Annotated in this window: 19 protein-coding genes; 14 read left to right on the top strand and 5 right to left on the bottom strand. The window is 37.3% G+C overall.

Annotated elements, in window-relative coordinates; genetic code table 11:
• Window positions 1-130: 130 nt before the first annotated feature.
• The 9 genes from IPI15_RS17545 (at window position 131) to IPI15_RS20025 (ending at window position 4,587) form a co-directional block, all read left to right on the top strand.
• Window positions 131-406: a hypothetical protein gene (locus IPI15_RS17545; RefSeq protein WP_287421620.1), complete on the top strand. Its 276-nt coding sequence runs from the start codon at window positions 131-133 to the stop codon at window positions 404-406.
• Window positions 407-515: 109 nt separating this feature from the next.
• Entirely contained in the window at window positions 516-848 is a 333-nt protein-coding gene (locus tag IPI15_RS17550) for an NAD(+)/NADH kinase (protein ID WP_287421621.1), read from the top strand.
• 7 nt (window positions 849-855) lie between these two features.
• A complete protein-coding gene (locus IPI15_RS17555; RefSeq protein WP_287421622.1) occupies window positions 856-1,293 on the top strand; it encodes a diacylglycerol kinase catalytic domain-containing protein in 438 nt (145 codons plus the stop codon).
• A gap of 250 nt (window positions 1,294-1,543) precedes the next feature.
• Window positions 1,544-1,957, top strand: coding sequence for a two-component regulator propeller domain-containing protein (locus IPI15_RS17560; protein WP_287421623.1), 414 nt, complete (start codon window positions 1,544-1,546; stop codon window positions 1,955-1,957).
• 521 nt (window positions 1,958-2,478) lie between these two features.
• Complete coding sequence (locus tag IPI15_RS17565; protein ID WP_287421624.1) at window positions 2,479-2,715, top strand: hypothetical protein; 237 nt, start codon at window positions 2,479-2,481, stop codon at window positions 2,713-2,715.
• Window positions 2,712-3,449, top strand: a complete 738-nt coding sequence (locus tag IPI15_RS17570; RefSeq protein ID WP_287421625.1) for a hypothetical protein — start codon at window positions 2,712-2,714, stop codon at window positions 3,447-3,449. Before IPI15_RS17565 ends, IPI15_RS17570 begins: the two co-directional genes overlap by 4 nt.
• A gap of 57 nt (window positions 3,450-3,506) precedes the next feature.
• Window positions 3,507-3,752: a triple tyrosine motif-containing protein gene (locus IPI15_RS20020; protein WP_353845328.1), complete on the top strand. Its 246-nt coding sequence runs from the start codon at window positions 3,507-3,509 to the stop codon at window positions 3,750-3,752.
• A gap of 284 nt (window positions 3,753-4,036) precedes the next feature.
• On the top strand, window positions 4,037-4,498 hold the full coding sequence (locus IPI15_RS17575) for a sensor histidine kinase (RefSeq protein WP_287421626.1): 462 nt from the start codon (window positions 4,037-4,039) through the stop codon (window positions 4,496-4,498).
• Entirely contained in the window at window positions 4,483-4,587 is a 105-nt protein-coding gene (locus tag IPI15_RS20025) for a hypothetical protein (RefSeq protein ID WP_353845327.1), read from the top strand. The genes IPI15_RS17575 and IPI15_RS20025 overlap by 16 nt, the downstream gene beginning before the upstream one ends.
• On the opposite strand, the gene IPI15_RS17580 is transcribed toward IPI15_RS20025, so the two are convergent.
• The 4 genes from IPI15_RS17580 to IPI15_RS17595 form a co-directional block, all read right to left on the bottom strand.
• A complete protein-coding gene (locus tag IPI15_RS17580; protein ID WP_287421627.1) occupies window positions 4,538-5,203 on the bottom strand; it encodes a response regulator in 666 nt (221 codons plus the stop codon). The two genes, IPI15_RS20025 and IPI15_RS17580, sit on opposite strands and share 50 nt — an antisense overlap.
• Window positions 5,204-5,725: 522 nt before the next feature.
• The gene (locus tag IPI15_RS17585; RefSeq protein ID WP_502711657.1) at window positions 5,726-5,884 is read right to left on the bottom strand and encodes a response regulator transcription factor; all 159 of its coding nucleotides are present in this window, start codon (window positions 5,882-5,884) and stop codon (window positions 5,726-5,728) included.
• Between the two features lie 63 nt (window positions 5,885-5,947).
• Entirely contained in the window at window positions 5,948-6,364 is a 417-nt protein-coding gene (locus IPI15_RS17590; RefSeq protein WP_287421628.1) for a response regulator, read from the bottom strand.
• 6 nt (window positions 6,365-6,370) lie between these two features.
• Complete coding sequence (locus IPI15_RS17595) at window positions 6,371-8,305, bottom strand: tetratricopeptide repeat-containing sensor histidine kinase (RefSeq protein WP_287421629.1); 1,935 nt, start codon at window positions 8,303-8,305, stop codon at window positions 6,371-6,373.
• Window positions 8,306-8,492: 187 nt separating this feature from the next.
• Between IPI15_RS17595 and IPI15_RS17600 the strand changes: the two genes are divergently transcribed.
• Window positions 8,493-8,984 (top strand): T9SS type A sorting domain-containing protein, encoded by a 492-nt coding sequence (locus IPI15_RS17600; RefSeq protein WP_287405069.1) that lies wholly within the window; start codon window positions 8,493-8,495, stop codon window positions 8,982-8,984.
• Window positions 8,985-8,995: 11 nt separating this feature from the next.
• Window positions 8,996-11,167: a hypothetical protein gene (locus IPI15_RS17605; RefSeq protein ID WP_287405071.1), complete on the top strand. Its 2,172-nt coding sequence runs from the start codon at window positions 8,996-8,998 to the stop codon at window positions 11,165-11,167.
• Between the two features lie 1,103 nt (window positions 11,168-12,270).
• On the opposite strand, the gene IPI15_RS17610 is transcribed toward IPI15_RS17605, so the two are convergent.
• On the bottom strand, window positions 12,271-12,576 hold the full coding sequence (locus IPI15_RS17610) for an ArsR/SmtB family transcription factor (protein WP_287405073.1): 306 nt from the start codon (window positions 12,574-12,576) through the stop codon (window positions 12,271-12,273).
• 305 nt (window positions 12,577-12,881) lie between these two features.
• On the opposite strand from IPI15_RS17610, the gene IPI15_RS17615 reads away from it, so the two are divergent.
• The 3 genes from IPI15_RS17615 to IPI15_RS17625 are packed head-to-tail and all read left to right on the top strand — an operon-like array spanning window position 12,882 to window position 23,082.
• Window positions 12,882-14,549 (top strand): porin family protein, encoded by a 1,668-nt coding sequence (locus IPI15_RS17615; protein WP_287421630.1) that lies wholly within the window; start codon window positions 12,882-12,884, stop codon window positions 14,547-14,549.
• An 11-nt stretch (window positions 14,550-14,560) separates the two neighbouring features.
• Window positions 14,561-21,052 (top strand): hypothetical protein, encoded by a 6,492-nt coding sequence (locus IPI15_RS17620; protein ID WP_287421631.1) that lies wholly within the window; start codon window positions 14,561-14,563, stop codon window positions 21,050-21,052.
• A complete protein-coding gene (locus IPI15_RS17625) occupies window positions 21,052-23,082 on the top strand; it encodes a fibronectin type III domain-containing protein (RefSeq protein ID WP_287421632.1) in 2,031 nt (676 codons plus the stop codon). Before IPI15_RS17620 ends, IPI15_RS17625 begins: the two co-directional genes overlap by 1 nt.
• Window positions 23,083-23,107 lie beyond the last annotated feature (25 nt).

Below are 23,107 nucleotides of genomic sequence, written 5' to 3' on the forward strand. Positions count from 1 at the left end.
ATTTTGATCGCAGGAAGGTGCCGTACTATTTCAATAAGGCGCTTGGATATGATGATCTGTATCTGAGGGCTACGAGTATTATGTGGTAGATGGTCAGGATTATGGATTTGTGAAAAATAGTATTAGATTTATGTTCTTTGACAAGAATTTTGAATGGGGTAAAGCAATGTTTTTACAGGCATACCGCACGATGCCGGTCAAGGCTTTTCTCACAGCAAATGTCGATGCAGGATATGTCAGTGACCGTTTTTATTCAATAGAAAATTCATTATCTAACAGCGCTTTAATTGGGTATGGTTTGGGACTCGATTTAGTATTTTATTATAATAAATTACTAAGATTTGAAGTGACAAGGAACCATATAGGACAAACAGGATTTTATGTACATTTTGATGCAGGATTATGATACACATTTTAGTTTTTGCTAAGTCTATAGATGCGGAACAAGCAGTATTCGTTAAGGAATTAATTGATAAATGTGCTGCTACATCTGTGAGATTGAGCTTTTTGAAAAGATGTACTCGGAGACATCAAAATGGCTATCAATTCCTGAGGATATAAAATGTCTGCCTGTGAGAGACTTTGGCAATGGTATTGGAATAGATTTTCTATTTTCATTAGGAGGAGATGGAACTTTGCTAGAGGCCTCGATGATCATCGGAGATAGTGGAATTCCTATCGTCGGCATCAATATGGGCAGATTAGGATTTTTGGCGAGTATAGAAAAAAAGTTAATTGCTCAGACGATTGACAAGTTGATCAATAGGGAATACACCTTGGAAAGCGCGCTGCTGCCACTTTACGTCCAACGAAAATCAATTTTCAGTATTTCCGTATGCATTGAATGATATGACTTTGATAAAAAGGGATCATTCATCCATGGTGGTAATTCATACAGTCGTAAATGGTGAATTTCTCAACTCTTATTGGGCAGATGGAGTCATTCTATCAACGCCAACAGGTTCCACTGGCTATAATTTAAGTTGCGGAGGTCCAATACTTATACCTACGGCAGAGAATTTTATTATTACTCCAATAGCCCCGCACAATTTAAGCGTGAGACCTTTGGTGGTGCCTGATTCTTCTATACTGGAATTTACCATAGAAGGGCGTGGAGAGAATTTTTTATGTACACTTGACTCAAGGCACGAGTTGATATCGCAAAGCACCAAAATTAAAGTGAGAAAGGCACCATTTGCAATAAATCTTGTGAAATTGCCCAAGATCACTTTCATGAAAACCATGCGTGATAAACTACAATGGGGTCGGGATACACGAAATTATAAAAAGTAAAAGAAAGAAAGATTGATTGCAATAAAAAAAGCCGCAAAAAACACTATTCTGCGGCTATACCTACACTTACTACCAATGTATGATTAACACTGCCTCAAATAAATTTTAAAAAGTGTGTGCCGAGGCAAGTATATAAAAATAAATTTTTTCTAATTCGAGGGCAAAGGTAAAATGATTATTGTCTTTTACTTGTAGATATATATTTACAAGAATTCCAACTTATAATACTGAAATTAAATTATTATTGTTCGTGTTAAATAAGATCTTCAAAATTCTCTGGCTCCCTTATATTTTTTGCTGCTTAATTATTACAAAGGCTTCGGGGCAATCACCTTCTTATAATATAATCAACTACAAAACTAAAGATGGATTACCACAGAATAGTGTAAAATGTATCCAATTTGATAAGGCTGGTTACTGTTGGATCGGCACGGAGAAGGGAATCGTTCGTTTTGATGGAAAAAATTTCAAAGTATATGATAAAAAAAATATCGAGGGGTCAATATCAGAAAGAATCGCGTACTCGGCTCAAGATGCTGAAGGAAATATTTATTTTCTAAACGGCAAAGCACAGAATTTCAAAATTAAATTACCTTCAAATGGGCAAGCACCTTATCCAAAACTACTACATTCTTCGAAATTTGGGGTCTATCTAAAGGACTAAATTCTTTAAACTCAACTCGTTTAAAAATTGGACTGATAGCATTTATCAAATTCCTAACTTTCTATGGGAGAATATGGATATCACGGTTAATAGTGAAGATAATTATTTAACACAAAAGACAAGTTACTTTTTTTCCAAAAAACTACATATGTTACAATTGATACAGTGGATATTGTTGGAGAAGAGATTAAGCGAATAGTAACTAACAAAATTTTTATACAATTTTACCTAAACAGGAATCTCAAGGCCTGGAAAAATGGAGTTCACGAAAAAACATTACTAAAATATACGGACCTCTTGAAAATAATCCATCATATAAATCAGGCGGTTATATATGTTTAATCCAAGGTGACATTACTTATATCTATGCAGGTAAAACCTTATACACAATATTATATCATGATGGAATTCTGGATAGTAAAGTAATCTTAGAGGATATTGACATTCCTGCTATAAGTTATGTTTTATATAATAAGGAAAGCAAAACTTACTATATAGGATCCTATGTATCAGGATTATACATGATAAGTCCATCTTACTTTAAATATGGTGAAGTAGCTCCTGAAAGTCTTCAAAGAAGCTTTTATGCTCAGGCATTGACTAAAAATGGCGAAATATATTGTCAGGGATATTTATATAATGATGGCGGCGGGTTCAAGAGGTTACCGGCTCGAGAATCAACCGGAGCAGCCTTATTCATCACTCCAGATCAAAAATTATATTATGGAGATGACCAAGGTTGTTCAAATTCGATTTGAATTCAAATAAGGAAACCCACATAGCAACGTTGGACAGCCGGTTAAGTGGTGTTTTTAAAGATAAAATAGATAGCTCGAAACTAATTTTTTTCACCTGGACTTCAATGTACCGAATGAGAAATGATTCAATACTTGAATCAAAAAAAGTGCCAACTCATGATGAAACTCAGCCGATAATGTCCGTAGTTCAATCCGGTAGAGATTCATTTCTATTAGGTACACAAGCCGGATTATCATTCTACGATGCCAAGAATAATAAAATTTACAAAACCATCCTTAACGATCATTATATAAGGAGTATTTATGTAGATGACAATAATATAATTTGGTGCTCTACCTATGGAGATGGATATTATGCATATAAAAATGGTGTTTTAACATGTCTTCCCAACGGGATTTTCCCTGCCCTAAATACAATCCATGCCTTTATAGATGATGGAAGAGGTTACTTTTGGCTACCAACAAATGATGGCCTATTTAAGGTAAAAAAAGAAGATCTAGTCAACTATATTGATGATAAGACCAAAGAAATTTATTTCTATGAGTTCAATAGTGGAGACCATCTCAAGACGAATGAATTCAATGGTGGATGCGACCCTGGTTATCTCTGGCTTAAAGATAGTGTTCTTTCATTGCCTACACTGGAAGGATTAGTAAGGTTTGCTCCTTTTAAAATACATACAGTTCTGCCGAATAAGAACATTTATATTTCAGAAATAAAATTGACGGGCTAGATGTTAAGTATCCTGAAAGGCACAATTAAATGTTGATCCGGGATTCAAAAAATAGTTATTTCAGTTAGTAGTCCGTTTTTTGGAAATAAAACAAATCTCAGACTATTATATAAAATCGAAGGTTTGTATGATGACTGGCAAGCTGTCCCCGGAAATGGTGAAATCGCATTAAATAGGATCCCTTCAGGCAATTATAAAATAATAGTAAAAAACTTACTGGATTTGGAAATAATGATATTGACACCATGGAGTTGGAGATCATCGTGGCTCCATGGTTTTATCTCACCTGGTGGTTTATTTTAATAGTTGTTACTTTTCTATCCGTTCTTATTTTTCAGATCATCAGATACAGGGTCAAAAGGTTAAGGAGAATAATGAAAATTACAACTTTTCATTGATGCTCAGACCAGAGATTTAAGTGACACAGTGGTAAGGTTGGCGCAGTCTGAAAGGGAATTAAGGGTTAGTAATCAGATGAAAGACCGAGTCACTACTATGGTACTGCATGATCTTCGCTCTCTATTCGATTCTTACATTTGATGACGAATCAACTCTCACTAGGTTTTCAAAAATATGGAGTGGATATTATGAGACAGAGATTAAATACCCTCAAAAGCACTACTGCTGCTTTAAATCAATTTACTGAACAATTTTTTGGATGGGCTGCCAGCCAGCATGCTAATTTCAAAATAACACCAACACATTTTGATCTCAATGAAATTTTAGAGGAAATAAATGAACTCTATAATGACATCATCCTCTTCAATAATAATAAGCTGATCATTAATAAAACTAATATTGAGCTCTTTTCAGATCGCAATATTTTGTCCATCATACTGCGCAATATTGTCGATAATGCAAACAATAGCACTACAAATGGTGAAATAAGTATTAACGCTGAACTGATAAAGCAGGAGGTCCTCATTTCAATTATTGATAATGGCAAAGGCTTTGACGAGAAGCATTGTTTGATTACAATAATAGAAATAGTGGAACTACGAAAGGAGGCCATGGCAGCACGATTGTCTACAGTTTGCTGGAAAAGATAAATGGAAAGCTAGAAATTGAATCTCGAAAAGACAGAGGCACTACTTTTGAAGTCCGGTTGAATCACTATCATACACACCGAAATGATTAGCTTTCTTGATGAGATCGATAAATGAGTTTACTCCAATTTTTTTGTAAATTCTTCCTTTGAAAGTACTTGCAGTGGACTGACTTATATCCATTAAGTTGGATACCTCGAGAATACCATTGCCTTTTAAAAGAAGCATAAGGACTTCCATTTCTCTTGATGAAAGATAATTAAATGGGTTGATTTCTACATCCCCATCCTTTTTGATTAGAGTATCAATCATTTGCTGTTGAAATTCAGAAATATATTTCTCCCCTCTAAATACGGAGATAATAGCTTTTTTCAATTCCTCATCCTTGGCATTTTTTGATACAAATCCGTAAGCACCCAACTGTATGCATTTTGAAGCGTAGAACTCTTCGGGATTTACACTTATTACTAATATCTTAAGTGTGTCGTAGATGGCTCTGATCTGCGAAAGCATCAGCAGCCCTTCCAGGCCCGGCATATTTAGATCTGTAAGTAAAATATCAAAATTTCTCTCCTTTAGTTGTTCCAAAACTTCCAGACCATTTCCCGCAAAATGTATTGAAAGTTCCTCTTCAATCGTATCTTGAACAAGCATTTCAAGGCCTAATCGGACAGCAAAATGATCATCAGCAATTAAAACATTCACCATAGTATTAATAATAACACAAATAAAGTTCTAAAATTAAGTCATTCTGATGAATAGATATTCAATTGGCTAGATAAAGTGTGAATAACTAATTGCACAACATATTATATATTTTAATAACTAATTTATAAACATATGGATACAAATAAATTATACGAAACTCAAATATAAGTAAGGCCAAAACTTTACTGTATAATACCGAGCTGAAAATAGTTTAGGTCCATGAAGCTTCAGGGCCTATCACGAAATTCCATTCGGTATTAGGTGCTTTTTTGACAGTTTCCTCCCTTCAGTTGGAATGACAAAGCTTTGGTTTAAAGGGGATAAAATGGGATGGCTGAGCCGCCCATTTAACTCCAAATCCCACCGATTTGGCGGCTTTACGAGCGAAATGAGGAATCTTAATTCACTGAGTCTTTTGTTTTTCCCTTTGAACAATTTGTTAAGCACACCTAAATAAATATTGTCAAAAAGATTGTCAACTATATATTACCTGCAAACAAGGTACTTTATGTCAATAGGTGTCTATTTCAGGATTTCATATTCCAATGCTATACGGACAAGCCCAGCTGTATTCTTTGCTCCCAACTTGATCATAATATTCCGTCGATGAGTCTCTACTGTACCGAAACTAATAAATAATTGAGTAGAGATCTCATGGGTTGTTTTTTCATCAATAATCATCTCAAGTATTTGTTGTTCACGACGGAAAGTTTTGGAAATGGGCTTTCAGATATTTTGACATCTTTATGATTGGGGTGGAAATATTAGAGTGGTGACTTCGTTGCTGATAAAGGTGCGGCCATTCATGACTGAATTGATGGCTTCGATGATCTCATCTCTGCCAGAGTTTTTATGTAGGTAACCATCTGCCCCGTTTTTCAGCATAAGTTTGATCAGACTACCTTCGTTGATCATGGACAGACCAATGATCTTAATATCAGGATGAGATTTTTTGATAATTTTGCATGCTTCAATACCATTCATATGGGGCATATTAATATCCATTAGAATTACATCAACAGAATTATTATTTAAATACTCAATACAATCTTGAGCTGATTTAAATAGATTAACGACGTTTATATTAGTTTGACTATTCAATAATAAATTGAGTCCTTCCAATACCATTTGATGGTCATCCACTATGATCAGATCAGGCATGATTATTTAATTAATTGGTATTTCAATATTTACTGTTGTGCCATGATTTGGTGAGGAGTCATAGTTTATTTTTCCCGAGAGGTAATTAATTCTTGAATCAATGTTTTTAAGTCCCATCCCCTTTTTCGAGAGTATATTATTTATGTCAAAGCCCTGCCCATCGTCTTCAACTGTAATATGAAGATTATTTTCATGTTCCAATAATTGTATGAATAACTTATTTGCCTTCGCATGTTTTACGGCATTATTGGTAGTCTCTTGAATAATCCTGTATATCATGCTGGCTTTTTCGGCAGATAGATGATCAAGTTTTTGACCATGAATATCAATTTCGCATTCTAAACCTCGTGTGGAAATACTGTTTTTTAGATCTTCAAGAGCACCTCTCAATCCACTTATCTTGATAGAATGTGGCACCATGTCATGTGCAATACGCCGGACTTCTATACAAGCCTCATCAATTAATTTGTTAGTTTTTTCATACAAATTGATGTTTTTAATATTGTCTATTTCCTTTTCAATAGTATTAAAATGTGCCTTGACAGTAGTTAATAAGCCGCCTAATCCATCATGAAGATCCTGGGCTATTCTTAGCCGCTCAACTTCTTGTCCTTCTAACATAGAATTAAGAGATAATAATTTATTATTTTGCTCTAATTCTTTAATTTTTTGTAATTGCAATTCTTTTTCTTTTAGATGCATATTGCGGGTAAATTTATTTCTAATTCTAATTGCTATTATTGCTAAAAAGGCCAGTGATAGTAATGCTGTAATGATTATTATTGAAGTCTTTAATTTATCAGTTTTATCCTTAATTTCTGCCTGCTGAATTAAGATATTTTTTTCCTTTTCCTGAGTATTGTACTTTACTTCAAATTCTGCTATGTTCTTTTTTTCAATTGCTGCATAAGAAGAATCCTGAAGTGTTATATATTTTTGTATATTCTCATATGCTTTAGCTGGCTCGTTAATCTTTTTGTAAAGTTGGAACAATCCCATTCGTGCTGCCTTAAAAGACTCAATATTACCACCAGACCTGGCACCTGAGGAATTAAGTATTTTATTATACTGAGTAATAGCGTCATCATACCTGCCTAGAGAATCATATTTATCGGCCAGAATGTTTCTGGTTAAGTCCGGAGGATCAAATGGATTATCAGATTTTTCTAAAAGCCTGATTTTCTCTTCCAAAATCTTCAATCCCTCTTCTTTGTTCTCAAACATTTCAACCAACCCCATGTGTTGAGGATCAAGTGGCCCCTTTCCTTGTTTTTTGAAGATTAAAAATTCATTTAACCATTTATCAAATTCCTTTGAGGTACCCCTGTCCTTTTTAGCAATTAAAATACTATGAAGGACGAAACCTTTATTCATCCTATTTTCTGAATTTTTTAAATCTTCGTAACTTTTGATTAGATATATATCCGCGTTTTTATAATCTTTTAATGAGAGGTAAGCAAGGTATTTATTATAATAAGCTGACCATACTTTTTCCTTATCATTTTTCCATACTTTTTCCGCCTTATCTGCATATATGATGGCACTATCCTGGTCGTTCAAATCGCGATAAACATTGCTCAGTTGATTGTTGAACTGCGCAATAGCGTCACCATTTAATTTAAGTTTAACGGCGATTTCTTTACCATGTAATACCTGATTTTTCGCCTTTACGAGCTCATGGGCTCTATATGAAAAAACTGAAAGTGTGAGATATGCTTTCGCTTTAATCTCAGTTGCCGGTGGGGAGGCTAAATATTCATATACTAACTTCAAACAACCGTCATCTTGTTTACAATAAGCAATTATTTTTTTTAATATTTCATTTGAAGTTTGAATATCCTGAGCCGCACGAAATGAAACGTTCAAACTATCTATCTGAGCTGACGAAATAGTACAGTTTAATAGAAAAACAAATAGGATCAAATATTTGAATCTATTCACAGAATGAATTTTATGTAAAAATAGAGATAAAATACGCCGTTTAATAATGCTTTCAGAAAAATGTATGAAATCATAGATAGTGATTTTATTCAGCTGTTGATTAGATGATTTCATTGATTTTTTAAGATTAAATGATTTATGTACTGTCATCTATTTCATTATCATCAATTTTGAAAAAATTATCATTATGCGGGTATTATACATGATATTATTTTTGCTCATTTGCCGTATCACTTCCGGTCAGATCATCATCTCTCAGCAGGTTTTTGCTTCGGGGGGCACGAGTGGAATTTCACCTAGTATGTCGATCAATGGCACATTGGGAGAGTCTTTCATATTTGGTAATATGAATTCTATTGTATCATTCCATCAAGGGTTTAACTCAGGTATACTTGACCAGTCTTTAAGTACCATTGGAATTGAACATCAAAAATATACAGTAAGGTACTTTCCAAACCCTGCCTATAATTTCCTAAATGTAAAATGGGATCCAGCTCTGTTGATCCATTATGTGCTGATATCAGATATGCAGGACATAATAGTAAGAAAAGAGATAGTACTTAAAAATTCCGAAATACAACTCCAACTTCCAAAGATGTCTCCGGGAACTTACTCAATCAAATTTATAACAGAACGAGGACATAGAATCCTTGCAGGATATTTTATTCATCAAAATTAATTTCAAATAAGATGCGTAGTTATTTACTTATTTCATGTTTTCTCTCTTTTGCATTGATAGCTATTGGACAGACACCGGATTTCATAAATTACCAAGCTGTAATTCGAGATAAGAATGGAACTTCTATTAAGGATGCGGATGTTAAGGTCGACATATCAATTACTACAAAAGGAGGAGATTTTAACAAGTCTTATTCAGTAAAAACCAATGATTTTGGAGTCATAAATTTACAAATTGGCGGTCCGGAGCTTAAAGAAATAGATTGGTCGAAAGGTGGAGCAAATGTCAATGTGATAGCAACCAGCCCTCAGGGAATTGTGGATCTTGGTAGTGCCTCTATCGCTACTGTGCCTTATGCCTTATTTGCTGAGAATTCAGGGAGTTCAATACCAGGTCCGGCTCCGGCGCATATATGGGAAGGAACAAAATTGAAATTTGAGAATCCTGATGGTACTTTTGGACCCGCAGTTGAACTGAAAGGTACTGATGGCACAAGTGTTACGATCAAAGGATCTGTAGATACACCTGGTGATCTTCCTATACCATATAATGGGCTCCCTGGTGATCTTTTCATTGTGATTTCGGATGGTGGAGCATACGTATGGAATGGTACGACGTGGAATAATTTGGGTAAAATACAAGGTCCTGCAGGTCCTCAGGGTGATAAGGGCGATAAAGGCAATGATGGGTTGAATGGTGTCCAAGGCGAAAAGGGTGATAAGGGTGATAAGGGTATACAGGGCCCTACCGGAGATCAGGGCTCTCAAGGTGAGCCCGGCGAACAAGGCGTTCCTGGTGCAACAGGCTCTCAGGGTCCACAAGGAAATCCTGGAACAGATGGGGCGCAAGGACCCGCTGGCACAGGTGTATCAATCATAGGGACTCTTGATAATCCGGGTGATTTACCGTCTATGTATAATGGGAATATTGGTGATATGTATATCGTGTTAAGTAATGGTCATGGATATGTGTGGAACGGCACAACATGGTCAGATTCGGGACAGATTCAAGGGCCTCCGGGTCCACAAGGCTCTCAAGGCGCGCAAGGAGCACAAGGAGCACAAGGGATACAGGGAGTAGCAGGCTTAATGGGTCCCCAAGGAACTCAAGGAGCTATAGGTCCCCAAGGTAATCCTGGAGCCACCGGATCTCAGGGTCCAATGGGCAATCAAGGTGCTGTTGGTCCCGTTGGTCCAGCCGGTCCGCAGGGAGCTATTGGCAATACCGGTCCTACAGGGAATACCGGGGCCACGGGTGCAGCTGGACCTATTGGCCCTGCAGGTCCTCAGGGTGTTGTAGGTAATACTGGCCCAACAGGTAATCCTGGTCCTACAGGGGCTACCGGGCCGGCTGGTCCTGCTGGAGTTGCGGGAGCAACAGGCGCGCAAGGGCCCCAAGGTATTCCAGGTGCTATCGGTCCAATAGGGCCACAAGGAATACAAGGTGTTCCTGGACCGGCAGGAACATATGCTGCGGGTTCTGGAATCTTAATTAGCAACGGGACGATCAGCAACACAGGTGATACGAATGGAGCAGATGATGTCAATGACAGTGATAATTTTGGCGGAGACGTATCAGGAACTTATAATAATCTATCTATAGTGAAATTGAAAGGCAAAAATATTGATGGACTTCCAACAAATGGACAGGTAATGGTCTATAATGGGACAGAATGGAAACATGTGACTCCGACAATATACACGGCGGGCACAGGAATAAGCATCGTATCCGGTACAGTAACAAATACCGGTGATACAAATGCTGCAGACGACGTCAACAATTCAGACACATTTGGGGGTGATGTAGGCGGTACGTATGATAATATTTCTGTCAATAAAATAAAAGGAGTAACTGTTGGTGCTATTACACCGACCGAGGGTCAAACTTTGACGTACACCGGAGGGCAATGGAAACCTGTTACCCCTGCTAGTAGTAATATTATCTATGGGGCGGTCAATGCGAGTGGGGCAGTAATATTTGGGAGTGGATTTACAGTGGAGCAATCCGGTGAATCAATGCTGATCACTGTGACAGGAACGACATTAACAACTTCAAACAATGTCATAACTGTGACTGCAAGAACGACGCCAAAGACTTATTCTGTGACGTACAATGCCGGTAAGGCATCGATAAACCCTGCCTCCGGAAATGCCTGGCCATGTGCATTTATGATTGCACTCTAAGAGGAAAGGTAGGTTGTTTGATTGAAAGCTACGTGGGAGTAAGCTTCATCGCAAGATTGCAATATTACATTGGAGAAATAATTCAACTGAAATACCAGGATTTATTAACAACAATGATTAATTAGGTCATCTGAGAGACAATCAGTTGAAAGCTACGTGGGACTAGGCTTCATCGTAATATTGCAATATTACATTAGAGGTTGAATCAATATGCATTACATTTACACTTGACTAAGAAAGATACCATAGCTCAACTGTTGGGTAATTGGCTGGAAGTAACGTGGGAGTAAGCTTCATCGCAATATTGCAATATTACATTGGAGAAATAATTCAACTGAAATACCAGGATTTATTAACAACAATGATTAATTAGGTCATCTGAGAGACAATCAGTTGAAAGCTACGTGGGAGTAAGGTTCATCGTAATATTGCAATATTACATGAGAGGTTGAATTTATATGAAATACATTTACACTTGACTAAGAAAGATACCATAGCTCAACTGTTGGGTAATTGGCTGGAAGTAACGTGGGACTATGCTTCATCGTAATATTGCAATATTACATTGGAGGTGCAATGAAAATGAATTACCAAGGTATCAGATTCTTAATTTGGCAGTTAAGATCTATAGGTAGATCTGTTAAAAGTCACGGGACACTATGCTTCATCGTAATATTGCAATATTACATTGGAGAAAGAATTCAACTGAAATACAAGGATTTATTAACAACAATGATTAATTAGGTCATCTGAGAGACAATCAGTTGAAAGCTACGTGGGACTAAGCTTCATCGTAATATTGCAATATTACATGAGAGGTGCAATGAAAATGAATTACCAAGGTATCAGATTCTTAATTTGCCAGTTAAGATCTATAAAATCACGGGACACTAAGCTTCATCGTAATATTGCAATATTACATTAGAGACCAAAATGCAAGTTTATTCTATAGCATTTATGCTTTTTATACTTTATTCGAAAGCGGTATTTACTCTGAAAAGCTTGTGGGACTAAGCTTAATCGTAATATTGCAATATTACAATCATAAACTTGCCCCATAACCTAAACCTAAAAACTTGGTCTCTTTAACCTCATTTACTAGTCTAATTCAAGCCAATCATCCCCAGAAACTTTCTCAATCTTTCGATTCTAGTGCTATCGACACGATAATAGATCTCATTTCCTTCTATTTCACCGAATATCAACCCGGCACTCCTCAATTCAGATAAATGTTGAGAAACCGTCGGCTGAGTAAGTGGCAATAAATCTACTATCTCTTTGCAATTGCAATCCACTGTGTCTAATAAATATTCTATGATGGTGATTCTAGCCGGATGGCCTAAGGCTTTTGCAATGACTGCCATTTCGTTATGCCTGTCAGGGTAATGTGAAGTTTTGCTTGCTCCCATTGGTATGATTTTAAAGTTAAAAATTTGGTTGAAGTAATATTGCAATATTACGATAAAGTATCAACTTTTTTTAAATTTTTTTCCTTCAAAAATAGATTTGACATTCCTATTATCATCACATTTGAACTAACAACAAACTTCAAACAACAAAATCAATTAACAATTAATCTATAAAAGAAGTAGCCATTTTTCCAATTATTATGACATCCATGATTTCATACATTTTTAACGAGTCTTGGTTTTGTGTGAAGTAAGAATTTAAAGGAATTTCCATATTTATATTTAGCATAAATTCGACAATACCATTGAAGTATCTTTTTACAATTAACCTGATCATTTTTTGCCTCCTGGATACTTACTCTCAGGATAAAAAAGATTTTAAAATTTCCGGAGGATTCAGTGCCGGAGGGGAATTGTATGATGTATCAGGCATTCCGGAAAGGAGAAGTCCCTATTCTTACAACGTGAATGGTTATGTAGTTTTTTCTTACAAAGATTTTAGCCTCCCTGTTTCAGCCAGTTATAGAGATGCACAGTTCAGCTATGATTATACCTTCAATAGATTTGGAATTACACCTACTTATAAATGGATAAAATTGCACCTCGGTTGGAGTAATCTAAATTTTTCACCTTATACTTATTCCGGTCGGCCCTTCTATGGAATCGGAATTGAATTGACTCCTGGTATATTTTATTTTGGAGCTATGGCCGGCAAGATCAGAAATCCTTTAGCCATAAGAGATACATTGGTCTATGGTTCATCATTGGTCCCTTCTTACGACCGTAAATTAAAAGGAATTAAAGTTGGGTTAAGAAAAGCAAAAAATAAGCTGGAATTAATGGCTGTTAAGATCGAAGATGATCCCGAAAGTTTCGAGTATCCGGATAATTATACCCAGACATATGGCTATCAAGTTTTAACGCCGAAAGAAAATATCTGTATAGGCCTCAATGGTGCTATTACATTATTTAAAAGGTTAGATATTTATGCAAATACAGGTGTTAGCGCTTTTACTGCAGATCGGAATGACTCCCTACTTATTACATATGGATCTGAAGTTCCTTCCTTTATCAAAGGAATTTTTCAAGCTAATACTTCCAGCCGAATCACTTTAGCCGGAGACGGAGGAGCCAATTTTAGATTTAAGGGACATAAAATTGGTTTTAAATACAGAAGAGTTGACCCTTTTTATGCTACTCTTGCCACAAATTATTTTCAGAATGATCTGGAGCAATATACCTTCATTCTCGGCACTCAATTCTGGAAAAGAAAGGTAAGATTGGACGGCCAATTGGGCATCGAACATAACAATCTTACTAAATTAAGAACCAATACCACTGATAGAATTATTGGTAATTTAAATGCAAACATTAATTTTTCTGAAAAACTCCAGACAAGCCTTCAATACTCCAATTTCCAGACCGAATCAGTAAATGAAATTCTACAACTAAATGACACCTTACGTTTCGTTTCTTCCTCCAATAATTATGGCCTTTACACTAATTATTTAATTAAAAAGGACAGTCGCCAACTCACATTTAATTTATTCATTAATTATAATACAGTAAGGGATCAAAGCGAATTCGAACAAATAGGTGATGTAAACATCTTCAGTGCAGGCCTTGCACATGGTTATACTTTTGAAGAAAATGACTTGTCTCTTTTTCCATCAATTAATTATAATCAATATAATTATCGGGGCATCTCCCAGGTTCGCTATGGTGGTGGTATTAAAATCAACAAAAAATTCTTTGACAAAAGACTTTCTTTAAGTTTGGGAACCAATTTATTCACCAATAAATACGATGGCCTTAATGATGGCTGGTCTTCCAATTTTGCACTCAATACCGTCTTCAAAGTAGGACGCAAAAGTTCACTTGCCTTCAATAACACCTATCGAATCCAAAACAGCACAGTCAATAGATCTTTCAGAGAGGTCAGATCCGTATTGCGTTATAATCACAGATTTTAAATATAATAAGAATGAAAAAGAATAAATTTAGCATACTTATTATTATATCTACATTCTTTTGTAGCGCTCTTTTAAGTCAGCGACCTCTCGAGGTAATTATCAATTTTTTTCCGCCCTATCCACGTGAATTTTCAGCATATTTTAATGATCCTCAGAATTACAGTATCACAGTAATTAACCATACAGATGTAGAACAAACTGTCTTCTTTCTTGGGGAATTAAAGGGAACTTACAATGGCGTTTTAATTAAAACATTGGATCAATTTAAATCCGATATCCCTGTCATTATCGCACCTAATGCAGTAGTAAATCTCTCTGGTGATCAAATTGGTAATTTGTACAAGGATGCATCCTTTGGAGACTTTATTATTGAGGGTATTCCGCCTCAGGATCTCAATCTTAATGGTATGCTGCCCGAGGGAGAATATGTATGGTGTATCAATGCATATGATTATAATTCTGAATTTACGCCCTTATCCATTGGATGTTCTGCCCCATTTTCTATTTATTATGGTGATCAAATCACATTCATTGCTCCTTATGAAGAAGAGGTTGTTGAAAATCAGGTATTTCCAATTCAATATAACGCAAATATTTCTGACCCAACCAAAAGAGCCCAATTGGAATATGAGATCAAAATGATCGACCTTACTGAATACCCTGATGCAGACCTGGATTTGTTATTTCTAGACGGAAGTGCACAACCAGTGCTTGAAGTTGAAAATGAGGAAGAACTTTATATCTATAATGATGATGGAGCTGCAATAGAATTAGAAGAGGGGCACCATTATGGCATCCGTATTAAGGCAATTGATCCATTTGGGGAAGTACAATTTGCAAATAATGGCTATTCAGAAATACGCACCTTTTGGTTTGGATTTAATCCCAATGATGTGGAGGAAGAGGAAGAAAATGGCAGCGACTGTTACCAAAATTGTAATTATACGGCTCGGATTCCAAAGACTAACGCCGGAGATGCTACATCCTTTGCTGAGTGGAAGATCGGGTATTTTACAATGGAAGACATCCAGGCGAATTCAACAGTATCTAATGAGTATGAAGGTACAGCAACTATTAAAATACCATGGTTAGATGATCTTAAAGTGGCAGTTCAATTTAACAATATTAAGGTAAATAGCCAGGGTAGAGTTTGGTCCGGAAATGCCAAAGGTATAGATGAAAGCAATAACGCCTATGATCTTGGAGATATCTATAACACTCTTTTCGTAGGAAATTCTGAGTGCCCTTCTGCCACCATCGCTGCTATTTCTGATGATATATCCACGGCCAGAAATGTCGCCAATTTAATAGCTGGGCAGCCATCAGGACTTCCATTAGGTATAAATCAAACTATCCAGGGAAGGCAATTCACCTTAGGCATCATAGATATGAATTTTGAACCGGATAGGGCAAATATGGCCATGCTCTCTGTGGTGGACATGCAATCTCTTGCGGAAGACTTGTGGATCAGTGTAGCCGGTAATGATATGTGTCTTACTCCTGATGGCATCGGTGGTGAGTACATCCTGCATCAGGCCTTCGAAACTCAGAGCATAGGTTTTGGCAATCTTGTGGTTAAGACTTACGGAGGTATGGGTGACGAGGAATTGATCAAACAAAACTATTGCTTCCTGGAAGTTAATTGTGATGGCATCAGAACAGTTGCCCTTCGCGGAGAAGTCAATTTCCCTCGTTCGACGATCGTTCCCGATAAGAATGGAAATATCGGTGCCGGTAAGGCCAAAGCTTATTTCGAAATGACGCTTGATTTCAGAGATGATCCTACCACTAGTCCATATGCTTACAACGGAGAAGGTGACCAACAAGGCACCCATCTCATGTTGGGGCTGTCGATGGACCCTTTTCAGATCAAAGGACTGGAGGGTTGGACCTTCGCACCAGAAAATGGAATTATGGACATGTCAGACCTTGAAAATCCGGATAATATTGTTTTTCCTCCGGAATATGATCTTTCTTCGATCGGAGGTGGTGATGTCCAATTAATAAATACGTGGCGTGGATTTCATTTTTCAAACATTCAATTATTTGCTCCAAAACAATTTTCAAAAGGTCCACGACAAGGAGCCTTTTTTAGCAATGTCATTCTCGATCCTGATATCACCATGGATGCCGGTATCATTGGTTTATTGTCAGTTGGTGATGGAAATTTTGAAGGATGGGGTTTTTCTATTGATACCTTCAAATTGCACATCGTTCAGAACACTTTTATTAATGGACAAATGCTCGGCAAAGTCAATCCCCCTATCACCGGCGACATAGATTATATTAAATACAAAGCCATTTTGGATAAAAATGAGGATGATGACTTTAGATTCTACGCCGTTGCTATGCCGGATACATTAATTAGTGTTCCTATCAGCGTTGCAAAAGCTGCTCTTTGTCCAAATTCTTATGTAACATTCACGCTCGATCCTGACCATTCCTCCATTTCTACCTTTCTCAAAGGGCAAATGGTCATGGATGTGATTGAAAATCTACCTGCTGAAATTGAGCTGCCGGATATTATACCCGGGTTTCAGATTCGATTGGCTGATTTTCAGCTGAATTATAATTCTACTCAGGGTTTTGTTACGCCGGATATGGTGGCAGATGGCACGGGTACTGCTTTTGGATTTGGAATAGAAATTCAGGATGCTACATGTGGTGACCTTTATTCAGGCCCAATATTTGAATTTGAAGGCTTCGAAGGTTATGAATATGATGTGTCTGATATGCACGACCTGTTGACCATTGGCCTACCGAGTGAAGACTATGCCATGCAAGAAAATATTGACGGATTTCCCATCAGCATTAATGACATAGAAATTGGATTTAGTGGAAAAGACATTAGTCTGGACTTTGATCTAGATCTTAACCTATCAGCTGAACCACTCTCTATCATGATGGGGACAAGGCTCAACCTTATCAGTCGTATTTCTACAAATGCACAGGGTATAGATAGATTTAATATAAAACGGCTCAAATTGGAATGTGGTAGATTGGGCGGTAGTGATCCGGGATCCAGCATTGGTATCGATCCTTTTATGGCCAGTGGCGAGATATGTTTTATTCAGAATCAGGATGGCAGTAAAGGCTTTACCGGAGATGTCAATTTTGGTTTGGGATTTTTTGCCATGAGTTTGAAAGCCGGCTTTGGTAGTTATGGCAAACCTGAAGATGGCCGATATGGCACTAATAAGTATTATGGTTGGTGGTATTTTGACGGCATGGCAAGAGTCAGTCCGGGTCTTCCTATCCCTGCTTTTCCGCCTATTGCTCATTTTAATGGTTTTGGCGGAGGAATTTATTGGAATACGACAGCACCTTCCATCAATGTAAGCATGGATCAAATCAGCCAAATGACAGGACCAACTCAGCCTGCATCTACTGATGTCAAACCGTCCCCTTCTTTTGGAAGCCGCACTCTTGCTTTTAGAACAAGTTGGAATCTGATAATGGACCAGATATTTATGGTAGATCCTTTTGTAGCAGGTACCTGGAATCCTGTCCATGGGTTACAATCACTTTCATTTGGAGGAGATTTCTGGTCATTGGCCACAACATATGCAGCTAGAAGTAATGCAAGAATCTATGGTCATAGCCAGAATACCCTCACCTTCATGGATGATGGCGATAATCCAAAGAAGGTTGCTTTGCTCGGTACAAATAATATTAAGGCAAATATTATAGACAATGTGTTGTACGGTGCAGGACTCAACAATTCATTGATCAATACTGCATTTGCCATTGGGCATGAGGATTTCTTCCCAACGGAACCAAGCAATGACGACGACGATAACATTTTTTGGTTTTTTAATGCAGGCAATCCTTACAAAAATGATATGGGTGGTGTAGTCTTTGACATTCCTGGATTTAATCTGAGTAAAAACAAAACTAATGGCAATAATCTGGGCATAGATGCATCTTTCAAAGCAATGATTTATGCCATGGTTGGTCAAAATATTCCAAATTATTTGCCTAACCCTCCCGGTGAAGTGGCGACACTTTTTGGTACAAAAAATTCAGATGAAGGAAGTTTCTCCGGAGGTTCTAAAGAGGATGAAAGAAATGCTACTACTGCCAATTCAGGAGAAGGGATAGTTTTTGGCAGTCATGTGACAGCTTCCTGTGAGATCAGCGCCATATTTTATGCAAGTCTTAAAATATTCGCAGGATTGGATCTAATGTTGGTCAATATGGAAGGAAATAGTTGCTTTACCTCGAATGGAGAAGTCAATGATCCGGGTGTAAATGGATGGTATGGCAAAGGCAGAGCATATGCCGGAATAGAAGGAGCAGTAGGTGTCAAAGGAAAGATCTTTGGCAAAGAAATAGATATAAAAATCATTGAATTGGTGGCTGCAATCATGGTGGAAGCCGGAGGTCCCGATCCGATGTGGCTGGATGGCAGGGCTGTTCTGGCCTATAACCTCCTGGGAGGTACCATCAAAGGGAGCACAAGGATGATGATAAGTGTCGGAGAAAAGTGTGAACCTCCAATTACCAGTCCATTTGACTTCCCAATAATTGCAGAATATTATCCGAATGAGGAAAATAATAGAAAAATAAGCCCTTTTGTAAATCCTACTGTCTCTTTTACCGTGCCGATCAATGAAACATTATACATCCCTGATGTCGATGGTAAAACCCAGCAAATTAGACCAATCCTTGTAGAAAATGATTTTAAAATCATTAAAGATTGCTCTAATTGTACCACATCTGAACGGGATACACGATATGACCTGATCGCTGAAGATGGAAGGTCTGCCTCATATGATCCAGTCAATCCACTCACGGGAATGAACAGCGATACCACTAAAAAGCAATACAAAATGCAACTCAAAGTTAGTGCTGAAGAATATAAAAATGGTACCTGGAAAAAAGTAAAGATCAATGGGGAGAATTGGGAAGAGTCTATCGACCTGACTTTCAAAACTGATAAATTGCCCTATCCAATTCCTCAGGAAAGAATCGGCAAAACCAAACCCATCACCAATCAAAAGTTCTATCTGAGTGGGGAACATGTAGCTAAACATTACGTACACACCAGAGATGATATCGCAGGTACTTATTATTATCCGGCAGACAATAATGGAAATAGTTATGAATATTTTGCAGTTTTCAAAGACGCTCAGGGCGGAGAAATTCATAGACAAAACATAACCTATGATGAAACTGAAAAGAAACTAAAATGGAATAAACCTGCGCTAGAAAATAATACAAAATATATTGTCCAGGTAGTTAGAAAATCTGTTTCGAATAATCCGATTAGCAACCAAGCTCTAATAAGAAAGACCCTTATCGATCAAAACCTCTTGTTGGCAAATTCGTCAGATAGTCTTGATTTTCAATATAAAGTTGAACCTGAATTGCCGGAATTGTCTCCACTTACTACCGTAGGAAGCGGAGAAGTGTTATTGTATTCTTTTACTTTCGAAACCAGCAGATACAACACGTTGAATGAAAAAATGGCTAACGCTACAGTCACGGTGGAGGAAAAGAATGGATACCAGCGAATTAATATTAATGATACGGAAGGTTTTGATACTTACGATATTAATGGATGGGAAGACGACGCTGAGTATTCCAGTCCACCTAGGGTAATGATAGCAGATCCTTTTGATTCACCATTCCATAATAACTTATCAAAGCCCAAACTTGGAAGTTTCGCCAATACATATATGAATTCTTATAAGGGTGAGTGGACAGGCGTGCAGTCTGAACCATTTGACCTCGATCCAAATGGTAACTTAGATCTGGGAGGCGGAATAATAATCGGTCAGACGCAGGGTGCAGGTGGCAATCAATCAAACGGTCAAGGCAATAATGAAAACAATAATAGTAATCAAAACAACCAGACTTTAGATCTTGACTTTCCAAATTATTTGCCGAATACGAATTTTCATTGGCAGGATGCAGAAGATCTTCATCAAGACCTGAATGAATTTGTAATAAATGCAACCATATTGAAAGATGGTGACGAAGATGATCCTTTTGAGCCTGTAAATGGCATTGGATATCATGAAGAAGATTCGCACATGGATATCGCGACATTGCAACATCATGGTCCTTTTAGTTACTTGTCGATACCATCAAATCCGTCGAGCAATGATCCATTTACAAATGAAGAATATGCCGCTGGCGGCTCAATTGATTATACTATGGGCAATCATCCTTTATCATTGAAATACTATGTGACGGAAGATATTCTTGCCGATGCACAGGCTTACGCCGACTTTGGAGAAGAGTGGGTTGATATTACTTTGACAGGCGACTTTTCGACAGGAGGAGGACTGAATTATAGCCAGACACTCTCAGCTCAAGCAGCTCAAGCATTAATCGATGAACTGGAAGAAGTGACCAACGCGATTATTAATAGTGCTTTGATCAATGGTCCCGGAGCAAATGGATTTTCAAACAAAGTAAGATTCAGAGCCAATAAGTCCTATGAAGCAGGAGAAACAGATAATGGTAGTTCTAAAACCCTTCAATTCTCAAACTAATGAAAAGAAGCATTTTAATATCCATGTTGGTTTTGACTATTATTAATAATATTTTAGGACAGTCAAAAACTATTGACCCGAACCTCTCTTTGAATGGCAATGTCAAGATTAATTGCAAATACTATGGTGATTCAATCGCAGTAAGATGGGGTTATGACAATCCTCAACTTTGGTATTACCACATCACGCATAGTGTAGAGTTGTACAGAAGAGATGTCACCAACAATGGTAAATATGAAAAAATTGGCGAATTTATACCTTGGGATTCTACAAAAATGGAGCAGACAGCATCCATAATGGCCGATCCTTCTATGATGGTCGTAGCGTTGGAAAATATCCATCGCCATTGGAACAATACTTTATTTGATGGTTATAATTCAGTGCTCGAGCGCAGTGACAATTTTTATAACAGATGGACTTTAGTTCATCTTGCTGCCGACCGCGACATCAAAGCCGCAGATGCTTGCGGTATGCGGTATATCGATAAGAAAATAAAACCTAAAACGACATATGCATACAAAATAGTAGCCAGAGGTAATACTTTAAAGTCAGATTATCGGGTGGTAGCGCCGGTCATCCGACCTTTTAAGCCGGTGATATATAATATAAAAGAGGAGGAATCTTCTGTTACGGTTATCTGGGAAAAAAAACTACATGATTATCATTATTCGTCTTATTGGATCGAAAGATCTGTGGATGGTAAGAACTATTCCAAAGTAAATGATGCCCCATTCGTTCAACTTTTTGCTGAAGATCTGGGCACTAAACCTGTTTGGTATACTTACAAAATACCCTGTGAAAATTATAAAAAGACATGGTTTAGAATCCGGGGACTAGATGCTTTTGGAGATGTTAGTGATGCTTCGGAGTCCGTTATTGGAATTGGTCGCGATCGAACGCCTCCCCCTCCTCCTATACTGACTGCCGATAGCAGTATGACCCATTTGAGCCAGGTGCTTAGATGGAAAGTTGAAAATCCAGCCGAATTAAAAACATTTCACTTGGAAAGGAGCTTTGGTGACGCTTCATTTGTGAGAAAAAATTGGGCACAAGGCAATGAAAACTTTAAGAAAGACACGTTCCTGATCGAAGGAATGTATAAGTATAGATTGATTGCTGTCGATACAGCAGGAAACGAATCCTTTTCTTCTCCTATTTATGTCAAAGCATTTGACCTCCAACCGCCAATGAAGCCACATCTACCCTTGTCGAATGTAGATACCATGGGACATGTGTTATTGAGGTGGGATGCAACAGATGAAAAGGATATCCTCGGCTACCATGTTTTTGCTGCGGATAGCAAAGGCAGGAATTTTGTGAAACTGACCAGTCATTTTATTCGTGAAAGAATATACGTTGATTCACTCAATCTTCATTTACTAAATCAATCTCGTTTTTACCGAATCGTCGCTGTGGACAATGATTATATGGAGAGCGAAGCATCAGATATTCTTGAGGTAAAATTGCCTGATATTAATCCACCCGCACCTGCTATCATAGGAGATTATCGGGTTTCGGAAGAAGGTATCAGATTGACCATTCTACCATCTAGTTCCAGAGACGTAGTGCGACATGAATTAAGAAGAAAAGATGGTTTGGATGAATGGAAAGCTATTGCCTCTTTCAATAAGATACCTCCTTTTTATTTAGACAGTAACATTATAGCCGGGGTGAATTATAAATATAAAGTGATAGCCATCGATCGGACAGGATTGGAAAGTGCTTCAATCAAAGAGATCGAATTGACTGGTAAAAAGTCCATAGTAAATGCTTCCATATTAAATTTTGGAATTGATTCAAATCGTGTAGTATTAAATTGGAAAAGTTCAAATGAAGAGTATGCTGAAATGAGGGTTTTCAAATTAAATAGTAGCAATAATTATATAAAAATTGCCACAATTAAAAAGGGCAATTTTACCTATGTCGACCAAAATTTGGCGAAAGGAAATACCTATAAATATCGCATTCAATCGATTAAAAATAATGGACAACTGAGTGCTTTTTCCAATGAAGTGGTGGTAAATTATTAATTATTATTTGTTATTTATTATTGAG

The sequence above is a fragment of the Candidatus Brachybacter algidus genome (assembly GCF_016707225.1).
GTDB lineage: Bacteria > Bacteroidota > Bacteroidia > Chitinophagales > Saprospiraceae > Parvibacillus > Parvibacillus algidus.

Bases quoted from the DNA above. Each gene is read 5' to 3' on its own strand.
- IPI15_RS17545 (WP_287421620.1), top strand. From the start codon at position 131: ATGTTCTTTGACAAGAATTTTGAATGGGGTAAAGCAATGTTTTTACAG.
- IPI15_RS17550 (WP_287421621.1), top strand. From the start codon at position 516: ATGTACTCGGAGACATCAAAATGGCTATCAATTCCTGAGGATATAAAA.
- IPI15_RS17565 (WP_287421624.1), top strand. From the start codon at position 2,479: ATGATAAGTCCATCTTACTTTAAATATGGTGAAGTAGCTCCTGAAAGT.
- IPI15_RS17575 (WP_287421626.1), top strand. From the start codon at position 4,037: ATGAGACAGAGATTAAATACCCTCAAAAGCACTACTGCTGCTTTAAAT.
- IPI15_RS17580 (WP_287421627.1), bottom strand. From the start codon at position 5,203: ATGGTGAATGTTTTAATTGCTGATGATCATTTTGCTGTCCGATTAGGC.
- IPI15_RS17585 (WP_502711657.1), bottom strand. From the start codon at position 5,884: ATGATTATTGATGAAAAAACAACCCATGAGATCTCTACTCAATTATTT.
- IPI15_RS17590 (WP_287421628.1), bottom strand. From the start codon at position 6,364: ATGCCTGATCTGATCATAGTGGATGACCATCAAATGGTATTGGAAGGA.
- IPI15_RS17600 (WP_287405069.1), top strand. From the start codon at position 8,493: ATGCGGGTATTATACATGATATTATTTTTGCTCATTTGCCGTATCACT.
- IPI15_RS17605 (WP_287405071.1), top strand. From the start codon at position 8,996: ATGCGTAGTTATTTACTTATTTCATGTTTTCTCTCTTTTGCATTGATA.
- IPI15_RS17610 (WP_287405073.1), bottom strand. From the start codon at position 12,576: ATGGGAGCAAGCAAAACTTCACATTACCCTGACAGGCATAACGAAATG.
- IPI15_RS17620 (WP_287421631.1), top strand. From the start codon at position 14,561: ATGAAAAAGAATAAATTTAGCATACTTATTATTATATCTACATTCTTT.
- IPI15_RS17625 (WP_287421632.1), top strand. From the start codon at position 21,052: ATGAAAAGAAGCATTTTAATATCCATGTTGGTTTTGACTATTATTAAT.